The 13,712-nt window shown below is 70.0% G+C and carries 14 protein-coding genes and 2 pseudogenes; 9 read left to right on the forward strand and 7 right to left on the reverse strand.

Features of this window, described 5'->3' with window-relative positions:
- Positions 1-233 precede the first annotated feature (233 nt).
- The 4 genes from ACFQ87_RS33345 to ACFQ87_RS33360 form a co-directional block, all read right to left on the reverse strand.
- Complete coding sequence (locus ACFQ87_RS33345; protein WP_380614637.1) at positions 234-461, reverse strand: hypothetical protein; 228 nt, start codon at positions 459-461, stop codon at positions 234-236.
- An 8-nt stretch (positions 462-469) separates the two neighbouring features.
- Positions 470-1,237: a hypothetical protein gene (locus tag ACFQ87_RS33350; RefSeq protein WP_380614638.1), complete on the reverse strand. Its 768-nt coding sequence runs from the start codon at positions 1,235-1,237 to the stop codon at positions 470-472.
- 860 nt (positions 1,238-2,097) lie between these two features.
- On the reverse strand, positions 2,098-2,358 hold the full coding sequence (locus tag ACFQ87_RS33355) for a hypothetical protein (protein ID WP_380614639.1): 261 nt from the start codon (positions 2,356-2,358) through the stop codon (positions 2,098-2,100).
- A 90-nt stretch (positions 2,359-2,448) separates the two neighbouring features.
- Entirely contained in the window at positions 2,449-3,078 is a 630-nt protein-coding gene (locus ACFQ87_RS33360) for a DinB family protein (RefSeq protein WP_380614640.1), read from the reverse strand.
- A gap of 129 nt (positions 3,079-3,207) precedes the next feature.
- On the opposite strand from ACFQ87_RS33360, the gene ACFQ87_RS33365 reads away from it, so the two are divergent.
- The gene (locus ACFQ87_RS33365; RefSeq protein ID WP_380614641.1) at positions 3,208-3,789 is read left to right on the forward strand and encodes a DinB family protein; all 582 of its coding nucleotides are present in this window, start codon (positions 3,208-3,210) and stop codon (positions 3,787-3,789) included.
- A gap of 368 nt (positions 3,790-4,157) precedes the next feature.
- Positions 4,158-4,631, forward strand: a complete 474-nt coding sequence (locus ACFQ87_RS33370; RefSeq protein ID WP_380611199.1) for a DIP1984 family protein — start codon at positions 4,158-4,160, stop codon at positions 4,629-4,631.
- Positions 4,632-5,033: 402 nt separating this feature from the next.
- On the opposite strand, the pseudogene ACFQ87_RS33375 reads toward ACFQ87_RS33370, so the two are convergent.
- Positions 5,034-6,031: pseudogene (locus ACFQ87_RS33375) on the reverse strand (IS5 family transposase).
- Positions 6,032-6,299: 268 nt separating this feature from the next.
- Between ACFQ87_RS33375 and ACFQ87_RS33380 the strand changes: the two are divergent.
- The 3 genes from ACFQ87_RS33380 to ACFQ87_RS33390 all read left to right on the forward strand — a co-directional run bounded on the left by ACFQ87_RS33380 (position 6,300) and on the right by ACFQ87_RS33390 (position 8,370).
- Entirely contained in the window at positions 6,300-7,199 is a 900-nt protein-coding gene (locus ACFQ87_RS33380) for a carbon-nitrogen hydrolase family protein (protein WP_380614642.1), read from the forward strand.
- A gap of 272 nt (positions 7,200-7,471) precedes the next feature.
- A complete protein-coding gene (locus ACFQ87_RS33385) occupies positions 7,472-7,759 on the forward strand; it encodes an SHOCT domain-containing protein (protein WP_380614643.1) in 288 nt (95 codons plus the stop codon).
- Entirely contained in the window at positions 7,756-8,370 is a 615-nt protein-coding gene (locus ACFQ87_RS33390) for a hypothetical protein (RefSeq protein WP_380614644.1), read from the forward strand. The genes ACFQ87_RS33385 and ACFQ87_RS33390 overlap by 4 nt, the downstream gene beginning before the upstream one ends.
- A gap of 402 nt (positions 8,371-8,772) precedes the next feature.
- Here the strand turns inward: ACFQ87_RS33390 and ACFQ87_RS33395 are convergent.
- Both ACFQ87_RS33395 and ACFQ87_RS33400 read right to left on the reverse strand, forming a co-directional pair.
- Positions 8,773-9,201, reverse strand: a pseudogene (locus tag ACFQ87_RS33395) (transposase); the annotation flags it as partial.
- Between the two features lie 118 nt (positions 9,202-9,319).
- Positions 9,320-10,216: a LuxR C-terminal-related transcriptional regulator gene (locus tag ACFQ87_RS33400; RefSeq protein ID WP_380614672.1), complete on the reverse strand. Its 897-nt coding sequence runs from the start codon at positions 10,214-10,216 to the stop codon at positions 9,320-9,322.
- Positions 10,217-10,640: 424 nt separating this feature from the next.
- On the opposite strand from ACFQ87_RS33400, the gene ACFQ87_RS33405 reads away from it, so the two are divergent.
- The 4 genes from ACFQ87_RS33405 (at position 10,641) to ACFQ87_RS33420 (ending at position 13,572) form a co-directional block, all read left to right on the forward strand.
- Positions 10,641-10,787 carry a hypothetical protein gene (locus ACFQ87_RS33405; RefSeq protein ID WP_380614645.1) on the forward strand — a complete coding sequence of 49 codons (147 nt, stop codon included), beginning with the start codon at positions 10,641-10,643 and terminating at the stop codon, positions 10,785-10,787.
- 7 nt (positions 10,788-10,794) lie between these two features.
- Positions 10,795-11,112 carry a hypothetical protein gene (locus ACFQ87_RS33410; protein WP_380614646.1) on the forward strand — a complete coding sequence of 106 codons (318 nt, stop codon included), beginning with the start codon at positions 10,795-10,797 and terminating at the stop codon, positions 11,110-11,112.
- A gap of 250 nt (positions 11,113-11,362) precedes the next feature.
- Entirely contained in the window at positions 11,363-12,295 is a 933-nt protein-coding gene (locus ACFQ87_RS33415; protein WP_380614647.1) for a hypothetical protein, read from the forward strand.
- A 53-nt stretch (positions 12,296-12,348) separates the two neighbouring features.
- Positions 12,349-13,572, forward strand: coding sequence for a hypothetical protein (locus ACFQ87_RS33420; protein ID WP_380614648.1), 1,224 nt, complete (start codon positions 12,349-12,351; stop codon positions 13,570-13,572).
- Positions 13,573-13,712 lie beyond the last annotated feature (140 nt).

The following is a 13,712-nucleotide window of genomic DNA, read 5'->3' on the forward strand; positions in this document are numbered from 1 at the left end:
GCGGAGGGGGGTGGGGGGAGCCTCTAGCGCGCAGGGGGGGAGGGGGTTTGTGGGGGAGGGGGTGCTGCCCCCCACGCCAAGAAACCCGCCACCTCGTGATCATTGGGGCGACATCAGGTGACAACCCCGGTGTCGGACCCCTCCATGACCAGAGCCTGAGGCTGGCGGCGGCCGGGCGGTGCGGCGCGTGCCGTACATCGGGGCGGCCCCACTCCCGTGGCCCACAGGCCGGTTCAGTGTGCGGCGTCGTGGTGGGTGAGGGCTTCTTCGGCGGTCACGGGGGTGAAGGGTTCCAGGGCGGTGACGTGGAAGCGCTTGAGGCGCAGGTAGCGTTCGCCGGTGTCGGTGAGGGTCCAGTCGTGGCGGGTGCGGGCGGTCATGGGCTGGCCGGTGCGGGTGATGCCTTCCCAGGCGAAGTCGACGGTGATGCGGTGGTCGCCGTCCTGGCCGGGGGTGATCACGGGGTCGATCAGGTGGTGGGTGCTGACGTCGACCAGTTCGCCCGTCTGTGCGTACCAGGCGGCGACCTCGTCGAAGCGCCCAGGTTGTGGCCGAGTTCGTGCGCCGCGGCGTGGGCGCCCCAGCAGCCGGAGTCGATGCGCGCGTACGAGGGCCCGAAGTTGCTCGGGTTGTCCTGACCGGCCCGGTCGTCGTTGGCGAAGCTGCCGAGGCCGCAGTACACCTGGGCGTCGGTGAACATCATGTACTTGCGGTCCTTGCGGTTGAACCCCTTGTCCACCAGCTCCTTGTTGACCCCGCTCCAGTCGCCCAGTGCCGCCGCCGGGACCTCGACGTCGAGCACATTGGCCGTGCAGTTCGGGTCGGTGACGTACCGGACGTGCCGGTTGCCGCCGGTCTGTTCGGCGCTCGCACGGTAGATGACGTCCACGTCCGCCGCCCACTTCTTGATCGAGTCCCGGTACTCGGCGAACCGGTCGTGGCCCGGGCCGTGGACGTAGAGGACCTGCACCCGGTTGCCGGTGGTGCCGTCGCCGTCGCAGACCACCTCGGTGCCGACGGGTGCCTTCGACGGGCTCGGTGTGGGGCTGCCCGTGCCGGTGGGTGCCTTCGACGGGCTCGGTGTGGAGCCGCCCTTGCCGGGGAGGGTCCTGATGTCCCAGGCCGCCGTGCCCTGCGGCAGATCGGTGGCGGCGGGCGACGGGCTCGATCCGCCGGTGGGGCTGGGGGTCGTCTCGGTGGCGGGTACGACCGGCGGGACGCTCTTGTGGATGTCCACGCCCTCGGGAGCGGCATCGGGTTCGTGGGTGCACAGGCCGTCCGCCGACTTGAGCTCGCCCGCGCAGGGATCGTTCGACGACCAGCCCGCTGTACACCAGTCCCTTGGCCGGATCGCTCTTGGGAACGGCCGTCAGCGGGACATGGTTGCCGTCGTCGTGCGCGGGCTTCCCGGGCGCGGTCGCGCCTCGGGTGGCCGCTCCCGCCGCCTTGGTGGCGCCCTCCGGATCCCCGAGCTGCCCGGGGCTCGCGGTGGCCGCTTCCGCCGCCTTGGCGGGGGCGCCGGGTGGGATTCGAACGAGCCGCTCGCCGCACCGATCCCGACGACGACGGCTCCCGCCGCCACCGCCGCCACCACCAGGGCGAGAGGACGCCGAGGCCTGCGCCGGCGCCGGCGGTTCGCTTGGTTCTGAACCACGATCACTCTCCTCGTCGGCAGATGAGAGACAGTGAGTTGCCGACGGTTAGGGGACCGAGAAGGGTCATCCGAATGACGGAAAACTTCATGGAGGCCGGCTGGTACACGCTGCCCCCGCTTCCGAGACCGTGCGCGGGACCATCGGACGACCTCCGGCGCTCCCGCTGAGCACCACTCGGTCTTGCAGCCGCCGGCACTGCCGGGAACGGCTGGCTGCTGGTCATCGCGCAGCCACCGGCCGCGTTGCTTCAGGCGGGCTGGCGAAGGAGCCGTGCGGGAGGTGATCATGCCGAGGTTCCGCCAGGCGCACAGGCCGTCGTTCTCCTCGCCGCCGGATGCGACCCACCCGCGGGAGGAGGCCGGACCGTACGCCTCCGCAGGCATGGTCTCCCCGCACCCAGAACACTCTCCAGATCGACACCGAGCACCCCTCTCGATCCGCTTCAACACGCAGACCAAACAGGGAAACTGGACAACCCGGACGGCGACCGGCTCCTCGCCGTCGAGCAGAAGGCCGCAGCCGCTGCCCGCCGCGCCCGCCGCGCCCGCGACGGCGCGAAGGATCGGCCGGCGCCGTCGCCGAAGCGGCGCAGCAGCGGCAGGGTGGCCATCGTGAGCGGTGCGGTTTGGCGTGCTTCCCGGGCCGCGATGAAGCGCCGCCGGGTGCAGACCATCGTGATCGGGCCGGTGGTGTTCTGCTCCACCGCGACCATGCTGCTCGCCCTCGCGGTGATCAGCGCCGCCCGGGCCCCCCTTCGACGCCGCCGATTACCACCGCGCCCGAGCGACGTTGTTCAGCCAACCGGCGCCTGCCAGGGCGCGAACCAGGGGTTAGGCCACTGTTCGGCGGAGGCGAGCAGGGGGAAGAGCGTAGCGCCGTCGATGGTTTCGCGGATGATGTCGGCGTGGCCGCCATGGCGGGAGGTTTCCTCGATCAGGTGCAGCAGCACCCACCGGACGGACCAGTTCTTGACGTCTGAAGGGAACCACGGCAGGCCCCGCGGGACGGGCACAGGATGGCCGAGATCGGCGATGCTGGCGATCACCGCGTCCGTCTCCTGCGCTGCGGCCTGGTACTGGTCCAGCGCGTCTGCGAGCGTCTCCTCGTCGGTGAGCACGAATTCGGCGGAGTCGCTCTCGTCTGCCGTCCGCTGCGGGCCGCGCTGGCGTTGGAGGATCAGGTCGGTCCAGCCGGCCTCGCACCGTGCGGCGTGCTTGATGAGACCTCCGATGCTCAACTCACTGGCGGTGGGCGTCATCCTCGCTTGATCGTCCGTCAGTCCGTGGGCAGTCGCGCGCAGAGCCTGGCGCTGCTGGGTGAGGTAGGCGATGAGGCCTTCGCGCTCATCGGCGACCGGCGGTACGTGTGCAGGCATGGCCTGGGCTCTCTCTCGTTGCTTCGTATTGGCGGCATCGTCCGCCAACGCCGCGGCCGGTGGGCCTGGTGCCGAGCGGGTATCGGGTCGCTCCGTCCCATGTACGACGGCTGAGAGTGACAGTAGGGTCTCGCTGAAACTTTCTGCAATACCCTGCAAGCGCTAAAGGAGTGGCCCATGCCGAGAGTCGTCCCACCCGTCGCCGACGAGCGCACCGGACTGACCGCATACCTCGCCCACCAGCGGCGGGCGCTGCGGGTCACCGCTTACGGTCTGACCGACGAGCAGGCCCGCATGGCAGCGTCTGCCAGCGAATTGAGTATCGGCGGTCTCATCAAGCACGCCGCACGGTGCGAAAGCTTCTGGACCGACCTCATCCTCCAGCAGCCGCGCCGGACGCAGCGGGACGCGAACGAGTCGGCCGCCGACGAATTCCGGCTCGCCCCCGACGAGACCCTGGCCGACGTCCTGGCCGCGTACGAGGAAGCGGCTGAGCGGACCGACGCGGTGATCGCCGCAATTCCGGACCTCGGGCAGCCGGTTCCGGTGCCGCCGGGTGCCCCGTGGATTCCGGCGGAGGTAAGGGAATGGTCGGTCCGCTGGGTGCTGCTGCACCTGATCGAGGAAACCTCCCGCCACGGCGGCCACGCAGACGTCATTCGCGAGAGCCTTGACGGCGCAACCTTCGATCCGCTGCTCGCCGCCGCCGAAGCGTGGGCTGACCCATGGGTCACGCCATGGAAACCCGCATCCCAGTGAGCTGACTGACACGTTCGGCGTGTGGGTCAGGCTGCGAGGGCGGCCTCGAACTAGGGAGCGTATTTGGTCGCGATCAAGGAGTGGTCGTGTTGAGGTCTTTGATCCAGTGTCCCGTGCCACCGGACCTTGACCGATTGCCACCGAAGGTTGACGGAGAGCGGTTTGTGTCATCAAAGATTGACCGCCCAGGTCAGGACTTCCCGGTCTCATTGGATCTGGCTGGTCTCACCGGACCCGTGATGGTCGTTCCATGAACCCACCCGGCGCCCGCCGGGTCAGTCCGGCCGGCCCCACCCCGCGAACCGCGCTGTCAGGCACCGACGTGCATACTTACCGGACGATCAGTAAGACGTAGAGGTGATGACGCGGTGAAACTGGCTGAAGCGCTCGCCCAGCGCGCGGCTGCGGTGCGGCGGGTGGAGCAGTTGCGAGCGCGCGTCGTCGGCAGCGCCCGCTACCAGGAGGGCGAGGAACCGGCCGAGAACGCGGCGGAAGTCCTGGCCCAGGCCGGAGAGGTACTGGACGAGCTGGAGCGGCTGATCCGTCAGATCAACCGGACCAACTCCACCGCGCTCATCGAGGGCGGCGGCACCCTTACCGACGCCCTCGCCCGCCGGGACGTCCTGCGGCTGCGCCACTCGGTGACTACCGCGGCTGCCGACGCCGCGTCCGGGCGCGACCAGCGCGGAGCCGTACGGCAGTTGCGGTCCGAACTCAGGATCCTCTCCGCCCTGCCGGTCGCCGAGCTCCACGCCCAGGCGGACGTCCTGGCCAAGGAGATCCGCGAGGTGGACACCCTGATCCAGCGCGCCAACTGGGAGATTGACCTGATCGAGGACTGACCCCACAAGCTGGGTGTGGGAAGCAGGTAGTCGTCACGGAGGCGTGCACACACCGCGGGTCGGCGGTTTATCCGGCCCTTGGTGCGTGAAGAGCAACGCAGGGGTTCGATTCCTCACCAACAGTGCAGCTCAGCACCGCGTACAGGTGACAGGGCACACCGCACAGCTCACTACCATGTGCAGATCCGGACGACGAGGGCGGGAACGGGGCGCCCCACACCCGGTGCGAGGGCCGTGCGACCAGCACGGCCCTCGCATCTACTCCACCCCAGAGCCACTCAAGAAGCGCCGTCTGGAGCCGTCGTGGCACCCTTCCGCCAGACGGTCCTCCAGGGCGCAGACCTGGGCGGTCAATCTTCAGTGACACAAACCGTGCCGTGGTCAAAGTTCAGTGGCACACGGTCAAGGTCTGGTGGCACAGGACATCCAGATCATTGCGCCGCGAAGGTGGAGGCCGGCGAGGTAGCTGGCGGGCGTCTTGTCGTAGCGGGTGGCGATGCCTCGCCAGGCCTTCAGCTTGTTGATCAGGCGCTCGACGGTGTTGCGCTCCTTGTAGAGGTCGGCGTCGTGGCTGACGGGCCTACCGCCCTTGCTGCCCTTCTTCTTCCGGTTGGCGGCCTGGTCCTTCTTCTCCGGGATGACGGCCTTGATCGCGCGCCCGCGCAGGTGGGCGCGGTTGCCGCGGGACGAGTAGGCCTTGTCCCCGGCGACCGCGTCGGGCCGGGTGCGGGGACGGCCGACCGGCCCACGGACCCGTAATTTCCTGAGCACGGGGATGAACTGCGGGCTGTCGGCGGCCTGCCCCTCGGTCAGCACGAACACCAGCGGTCGGCACTTCCGCTCGCCGGCAACATGGATCTTGCTGGTCTGCCCGCCTCTGGAGCGTCCGAGCAGTGCGGCCTTCAGGCGGAGCTTGCGCCGCCGCCGGGCACGTCGTCGTTCTTCGCGTTTCGGATCATCTGCGGTGTCCTGTCCGTCTTGTTCCTCCGGGCCGCCCCTTTTTGCCGGGCATTCTCCGCCTCGTCGGCGGCCTTCTCCAGGGCCGCCAGGGCGTCGGGGCGCAGGTGCATCCCGGCGGCGTCGTGGTGGGCCCGAACGGTGGTGGAATCCACGCTGACCAGCGACAAGTCCACCTCGCCCCGCCTCGCGGCCTCCGCAATCGCGCCCTCCAGCAGGGCTTCGAAGACGCCCGCGTCACGCCACTGCCGGAAGCGGTTGGAGACGGTCGACCACGCGCCGAACTCCGCCGGCATCTCCCGCCACTGCCCTCCGGTCCTGAACCGCCAGATCACGCCCTCGAACTGCCGCCGCAGCCGCTCCGGATACGGGCCGTACTCGCCGATCGGCAGGTACGGCTCGATGAACTCCCACTCCGCATCAGTCAGTTGCACTCGCGTCACGCGACAGATCTACCTGATCAGGCCTCGCCATGAGGGCGAATCCCACAGATTGATCACGACCCGATACCCGCCCTAGCGGGAGCACGGAAGTCGAGACGGTTTAACCTCGCGGGTCACCCGACCTGCTGATCTGCGGTGGGAAGTTTCACAGGCGGGTGGTGAGTTTTGGCCCGGGGCGCTGGTGAGTGTGCTGTGGCCAGGGACACGTGTGGGTGATGTTCCCGGCGCGGGCCGGGTGAGGGATCGGGCGCGCCGGTACGGTCGCCGGATGGTCGGGACGTTGCGGTTGGCGGTGGCGCAGAGCACGGTGCCGGGGGATCCGGGGGACCGGGTGGCGATTCGGGCGGCGGGTGAGGAGGTTCGGGCGCTGATGCGCCAGGTCGCCGGGGCGGGGGCGCGGCTGGTGCAGTTTCCGGAGGGCGCTCTCGTCTACCCGGACAAGCGGGTGGTGGCGACCGGCCCCGACGGAATCGGGGCGCCGGCGGACTGGACCGGCGCCGCGTGGGACGTCCTGCGCGAGGAGGCGCAGCGGATCGCGGCCTTGGCGGGCGAGCTGGGCCTGTGGACGGTCTTCGGATCACTCCACCCGCTCACACCGCCGAGGCGTCCGCACAACAGCCTCTACGTCGTCTCCGACCACGGGGACCTGGTCGCCCGCTACGACAAGCGGTTCCTGTCGAACACCGAACTGTCCTACCTCTACACCCCCGGCCGGCCCGAACCGACGGTGTTCGACGTGGACGGCGTCCGCTTCGGCCTGGCCATCTGCATCGAAGCGAACTTCCCCATCCTGTTCGCCGAGTACGAACGCCTCGACGTCGACTGCGTCCTGCTGTCCGTCATGGTCGACGACCCCGCCCGCGCCACCGTCGCCCAGGCCTACGGCACCCTCTACAACTACTGGCTCGGCTACGCCGTCCCCGCCCAGTTCGCCGCCAACACCCCCTCCGGCATCGTCCCCCCCCCCGGCGGACGCTGGCTCACCCGCGCCCCCGCCGACAACCACCCCGCCCTCGCCCTCGCCGACCTCGACCTCGATGCGACCGAGCCGGACATCGACATCGCGGTGCGCCGTGCCCGGCCCTGGCGGCGGCTGGCCCGCGCCGGCCTCTACACCGACCAGCGAGCCGACAACGACTCCAGGAGCCAGAGCCGCACCGCGTTCTGACACCCCCGGGACTGGTGGGAAACGCCCGGAAGTGGTGAGTCTCCGCGGTCGTGGCCCGCCCGTGGCTCTGTCCATGAGAACGGCAGCACTTGTTCACCGGTTCGGGAGGCATCCGGCACAGGAGGCAAATCGAAATGTTCACGGGTTTCCGACAGCACCGACCTCGCCCGCGTCTGCCCGTCGCTGGACGGGGCAAGGGGCCATATGGCCCCTCTGCGCACTGACGGCAGCACGTCGACACTGGAGTCAGGAGACGTGCTCACCGGCCGAGGATGGTGATCGACATGATGTGGTACGGCGGTTGGGGCTGGGGCGGCTGGCTCGTCATGGGCGTGTTCATGGTGCTGTTCTGGGCGTTGCTGATCACCGGTGTCATTGCGCTCGTCCACTACCTCACCAGCGCCCACCGCGGCCGTCAGCCCGGCCCGCCCCCACCTCCGGGCGAGCCGGGCCGGGGCAGCCGGCGAGCCGAGGACGTGCTGGCCGAGCGGTTCGCCCGCGGGGAGATCGACGACGACGAGTACAAACACCGGCTCGCACTGCTCCGGGAGCACCGGTGAGCGAGGACCGTCGGCGCCGGATACGGGTGGCCTTGGCCGGGGCGGCGGCTGCCCTCGTGCTCGGCATCGCCACGACAGTGCTGCTCGCCACCACCGGCGCCTTCCGCAGTACAGCACCAGCGACGTGGCGGGCACCGGGTGCGCGGTGTGGTGCGCCCGCTCTGCCGGGCCGGGTGGTCGATGTGACCGCGGCCGACATGGGGCCGGGCATGATGGGCGGCCCCAACGGACGCACCCCGATGAGCGGCGGCCCCGGTTGGCACGGCATGCGCATGATGCGTCTGGTGGCCCACCCGGGTACGGTCGCGGCCGGGACGGTGTCGCTGCGGGTGCTCAATGCGGGAGCCCTCACACACGAGGTCGTCGTGCTGCCCTTGCCGGCGGGCCAGAGTGCAGGAGAGCGCGCTGCCGGTCCCGATGGGCGTGTCGATGAGGCCGGCAGCCTGGGCGAGGTCTCGCGCAGCTGCGGCGCCGGTGCCGGGGACGGCATCACCTCCGGCGCGACGGGATGGACCACCATGACGCTGCAGCCCGGCCGCTACGAGCTGGTCTGCAACTTCCCCGGCCACTACACGGCCGGTATGTCCACCGAGCTGGACGTCACGCCATAGCCACAGGCCCAAGGTCTATCTCACCGAGCCCGACTCCATCGTCGGGCTCCTCGTCGTCTGCCTCGCAGTCCAAGAGGGCTGCGGAGCCTGGAGCGGCGATGAGTGCCTGCTGACGGAGATGAAGTCAGTCCGGAAGCGGGGTGCTGTCGATTCTCGTGAACATCGAACACGGCGTGGCTTGGGCGCCTCCCGAAGTGCTGAACATGTGCTGTCGGTTCTGGCGAACAAAGCCACCTCATCGGTATCGAGGTATTGGCGGCAAGCTCCAAGCTGCCCGAGTATCTGCTCGAGTCATCTGAGCGCCTGGACGCCGGAGACGCATGAACTGGTTGAGTATGAGGGCGGCTCGCGCTGCATCGAGAGCGGAGCAGCGAGGTGGTCAAGGTAGGTGACGGAGAACAGTCAGGCAGCGATGGCCAGTTCGAGCTTGGGCGGGGCTGGGAAGGCGGTGCTCTCGTTGTAGGGGGTGCCGGTGGTGAGGCAGTGGTGGAGGCAGTCGAGGAGCCGGTTGTAGAGGTTGCGCTGGGCGGAGCTGTGGCGGTCGCCGGCCTTGCGGCGGCGGTCATAGTGGGCCCGGGCGCCGGGTGAAGCGGTGAGTGAGGCGAAGGCCCAGACGTAGCCGACTGCGGCCAGGCGCTGGTTCTTGACCCGGCGGACCATGACCGCGTGACTCTTGCCGGAGGCACGGGTGACGGGCGCTGATCCGGCGTAGGCCTTGAGCGCCTTGGCATCGGCGAAGCGGTTGCGGTCCTCGCCGATCTCGGCGAGGACCCGGGCGCCGCTGAGCGCCCCGAGGCCGGGGAAGCTGGTGATGACCGCGGCGTCGGGGTGCGCCCAGGTGGAGCTCCCGCCGGGGTTTCCACGCGGTCGAACGCCGAGCCTGCCCGTCGATAAGGGCGCCTCGACCCGCCGTCCTGGCAGAGGCGACGGGCAGACACGCGCGGGTGGTTTAGAGCCAGCCTTGGTGGGCGGCTTTGATGCCGGCTTCGAAGCGGCTGCTGGCGCCGAGGCGTTCCATGATCGAGTACATGTGGCGGCCGACGGTGCGTGAGGAGATTCCGAGGCGCTGGCCGGCGGCGTCGTCGGTGAGGCCGGAGCTGAGCAGGCGCAGGAGTTCGCGTTCGGTGGGGGTGAGGCTGGTCTGGGGGTCTTCGGGGGTGGTGGCGCCGAGGGGGACGGCGGTGTTCCAGGCCTGTTCGAAGAAGTCGAGGAGGGCGGCGAGGATGCCGGGTTCGGTGACGTACAGGGCGCCCTTGCGGTTGTCCGCGGGGTCGATGGGGACCAGTGCCTGGGTGCGGTCGAAGACGACCATGCGCTGGGGGATGGTGGGGGCGGTGCGGACTTCACTGCCCTGGCCGAGGAGCCAGTGAGCGTAGGCCGCGACATGGCGCTGGTTGCGGGTGGCGTCCTGGTAGAGGGTGCGCATCGTGATGCCGCGCCCGAGCGCCTCGGCGTCGGCGGGGCGGCTGGCGGCGAGGTCCTCGGGGCGCTGGTTGCCGGGCTGGCTGCTGAGGACTTCGGTGGTGGCGCTGTGGCCCATCCGTTCGAGGCGGCTGCGGATGGCGTCCATGCCGAGGAGACGTTCGCCGTGGGTGGTGCGGTGCTCGGCGCGTTCGGCGACCATGCGGGTGACGACGGCGCGTGAGGCCGCCAGTTGGGCCTGGCGGGCGGCGAGTTCGGCCTCCTGGCCGGCGAGGATGCCGGCCAGGCCGATGTCGGGGCTCACGGCGCGCATCTGCCCGGGCCGATCGGCGGAGGCGCGCACGAGGGTGAGTCGGCCCAGCTCGTCGAGGTGGTCGTGCACCTGGACGGGGGTCAGGCCGCAGTGGGTGGCGATGTCATCCACGCTGAAAGCGGGATGGTCGAGCATGGCCTGGTACACCGCTGCGGCGGGTGCGGTCAGCCCAGCACCTCGAGCATGTTTCCCCCCGGTAGCCCTGTCGGGCGCTCAAACGTTCAAGATCATCCAAACAGCCTTCCGATGCTTCACTCAAGGCCCATTCGACCCTTTTGTGCCGTCTCGCACCATGCGTGCGGGGATTGCGTCGCAGGTCACTGCCCTAGCGCCTGTCGGGTGCATGTCACTCATGTCCGACTCCGGACAGTCCGATAGGCGACAACCGGAACACCTTCCGGCGGCGTCGGCGAGCGGCAAAGCTGTTCATCGCCGCCAGGGAGAGACCCCGGGCGGCAACCGGACGAAGCGCCAACCGCGGGGCGCCCTACCGGTACAGGACAGCCACACCCATCAGCAGTGAAGGACTCCCACCATGCTCCGCACCCGTATCGCCCAGGCCGCCGCGGTCGCCACCGTCTCCCTCGCCGCAATCGCCTTCGCACCCTCCGCCGCCGTGGCGGCCACGGTCGGCGCCCCCGCCCCGGCGGTGTCCCTGGAGAGCATCGGCTGGGGCGGATGAGCCGGTCATGGAGATCATCTACGCCAGCCTGATCCCCCGACAGTCCGACGACGGCGTCCAGTCGAACCACGAAGCCGCGGTCGTGGACGCCCTGTGGGCCCACTCCGTGCCCGGTGACGGGCTCCAGCACCTCAGCGCACGTCCCGAACCCGGACGGGTCGACCTCCTGTTCTACTTGCTGACCCTGGACTCCCCCGACGCGCCCAGCGCTCTCCAGCGCGTCCACACCCTGATCGCCCGAAGCCACCGGACCTCGCCCTGGCTCAACCGGCGCTACCTGTCGCCCGAGCCGCTCACGGCGCACGAGGGCGTCACCGCCGGTTGAGCACCACGCCCGCCCGGCCCGGTACCGTCCGGCCGGCCTCCGGGCCTGTGACACGAACCCAGGCCTCGCTCGATTCACCGCCTTCCTGGCACCTCCAAGCCTTCGCCGGCGCCCTCTGCCTTCCTGCCGCAACCCTGCCCCGGGCCGCACGCCCTGCCGGCACGCCCTGAGCGAGTCTTCCGGACCGCCCTTCACCGCCATCGCCCTGACGCCCGACCACCTGATCCGCGCCCAACCCAGGAGAACCCCTGTGGCCACCAAGACTTCGACTCTCGTCCGCGCTGCCGTCGCGCTGTGCGCCGTCGCCGCCGGCGGTTTCGCCTGGGCCGGCCTCGATACCGGTGCTCAGGCCTCGGCGGTGGCGCCCGCCGGCACGCCGGCCCCGCTGCCATCCGCTGCAACACCGTCCGCTGCAGCCTCAACCGCCCCGGCGGCCCCGTCCGCCCCGGCCGCGACGCCGACCAGCACGCCGTCCGGAGTGGCCAGCCAGGCGCCGCAGACGCCCACCGACAAGCCGACAGCCACCGGCACCGCAGCAGCGCGGCCCACCTCTCCCGCACCAGGTACGGCGGCCGCCCCCCAGCAGACGGACCGTGTGTCGGCGGTCGTACCCGCCCCCCTGCCTCCCGCGAAGCTGCCCGACAACGCCGCCGCCGCATGGAAGCCGATCGCGCAGCCGAACACCAGGGCCACCACCCACGATGTGCGCCTCAACGAGTGCGCCGCCGTCAAGGGCGCCACGACCTGGCAGCAGCAGGGCTACGTCAGCAGTTTCAAGACCCCGGCCGTCCAGGACACGTTCACCTTCACCGACGCCACGACCGCCCAGCAGGCGTACACGGACGTCCTGAACGCCATGAACACCTGCCAGCAGCAGTCCCGCGCCCTGCAGAGCGCCGCGAAGCTGGCGCAGGACGCCCAGGTCGCCACGACGGCGACAACCGCCGAGGGCACCGCCTACGCGCGTCAGTGGACCGCTGTCGCCGGGATGTCCGCCCCCGGCCCGCAGACCGGCCACATCTACCTGGTCCGCCACCAAAACGTCCTGGCAGTCCTCCAGTTCGCCGTCCCCGCAGACACCCCCGGCGCCAACGCGCTGACGGCGGCCGACGACCGAACCACTCTGACCAACCTGGCCACCCAGCTGAACACCGCGCCCGCGGCCGCCGAGCAGCACTCCTAGCGGCGCTCACCATCCGACTTCATCACCACCCGACACCGAGAAGGAACCCGTCCATGTCCCGCGTCTCCCGCGCTGCCGCCCGCTCGCTCGCCACGCTCGTCGCCGCCGGCGTCGGCGCCACCCTGTTCACGGCAGCCGCCCCGGCACAGGCGGCCTCGACCGCGGGCGGCACCATCACCCGCAGCGAGGTGCTGGCCCGCGCCCAGAGCTGGGTCAACGAGGGCGTCCCCTACAACCAGCAGGGTTACAAGACCGACGCCAACGGCACCTACCGCGAGGACTGCTCCGGCTACGTCTCAATGGCCTGGCACCTGACCGACAGCCTGACCACCCAGACCCTGCCGAACGTCTCCACCACGATCAGCTTCTCCCAGCTGAAGGCTGGCGACGCACTCGACTACACCGCGGACCACACGTTCCTGTTCGCCGGCTGGACCAACCAGTCGACCGGAGACTTCACCTACTACGCCGAGAGCAACAAGTACGACCCCACCCACGGCCCCACCAAGGCGAACATCAACAGCAGCAGCCTCGAAGGCTGGCCCACCGGCAACTACACCGCCCTGCGCTACAACAACATCGTCGACGACGCCCCGCCCGTGACGATCCGCCCCTCCGCCGTGGGTGTGTTCCGGGACGGGACGTGGGCGTTGCGTAGTGGATCGGGTGCGACGACGTCGGCCGGGTTCGGGCAGCCCGGTGACGTCCCGATCACGGGGGACTGGGACGGTGTGGGCCACGACCAGCTCGGTGTGTTCCGGCCCTCCACGACCACGTTCGCGCTGCGGCATGACGACGGCTCCAGCGACTCGCTGGTGTTCGGCAACCCCGGTGACATTCCCGTGCCGGGGATGTGGGACCACAACGGCCACGCCCAGATGGCTGTTTACCGGCCTTCGACGAACGCCTTCATCGTCCGCCACGACAACGGCAGCACGGACTCGGTGGTCTTCGGCAACCCGGGTGACATCCCGATCGTCGGCGACTGGGACGGCGTGGGCCACACCCAGATGGGCGTCTTCCGCCCCGCCGCCAACGGCTCCCAGAACACCTTCGCGCTGCGCCACGACGACGGCACCGTGAGCACCGCGATCTACGGCAACCAGGGCGACCTGCCCATCGTCGGTGACTGGGCCGGCAAGGGCCGTACCACCTTCGGCGTCTACCGGCCCAGCACCGCCACCTTCGCCCTCAACAATGCCTACGCCGGCACCCCGGACAGCGTCATCACCTACGGCAACCCCGGCGACACCCCCGTCACCGGCAACTGGAGCTGACCACCCGACACCCACCACGCGGGGCCGCCACACCAGCGGCCCCGCACCGCATGCGCGAGTGGTTTCAAGGCGCTGACCAGCGGGACCGTCAACAACGTGGTCCACGTCTACGCCCTGGGGATCGACCCACAAGATGTACA

It is taken from the genome of Kitasatospora sp. NPDC056531 (genome assembly GCF_042794375.1).
Taxonomy (GTDB): domain Bacteria; phylum Actinomycetota; class Actinomycetes; order Streptomycetales; family Streptomycetaceae; genus Kitasatospora.

Excerpts from the sequence above, each read along its gene's own strand:
- ACFQ87_RS33410 (WP_380614646.1), top strand. The coding sequence starts at position 10,795 with ATGGAGATCATCTACGCCAGCCTGATCCCCCGACAGTCCGACGACGGC.
- ACFQ87_RS33385 (WP_380614643.1), top strand. The coding sequence starts at position 7,472 with ATGGTGATCGACATGATGTGGTACGGCGGTTGGGGCTGGGGCGGCTGG.
- ACFQ87_RS33365 (WP_380614641.1), top strand. The coding sequence starts at position 3,208 with ATGCCGAGAGTCGTCCCACCCGTCGCCGACGAGCGCACCGGACTGACC.
- ACFQ87_RS33380 (WP_380614642.1), top strand. The coding sequence starts at position 6,300 with ATGGTCGGGACGTTGCGGTTGGCGGTGGCGCAGAGCACGGTGCCGGGG.
- ACFQ87_RS33405 (WP_380614645.1), top strand. The coding sequence starts at position 10,641 with ATGCTCCGCACCCGTATCGCCCAGGCCGCCGCGGTCGCCACCGTCTCC.
- ACFQ87_RS33420 (WP_380614648.1), top strand. The coding sequence starts at position 12,349 with ATGTCCCGCGTCTCCCGCGCTGCCGCCCGCTCGCTCGCCACGCTCGTC.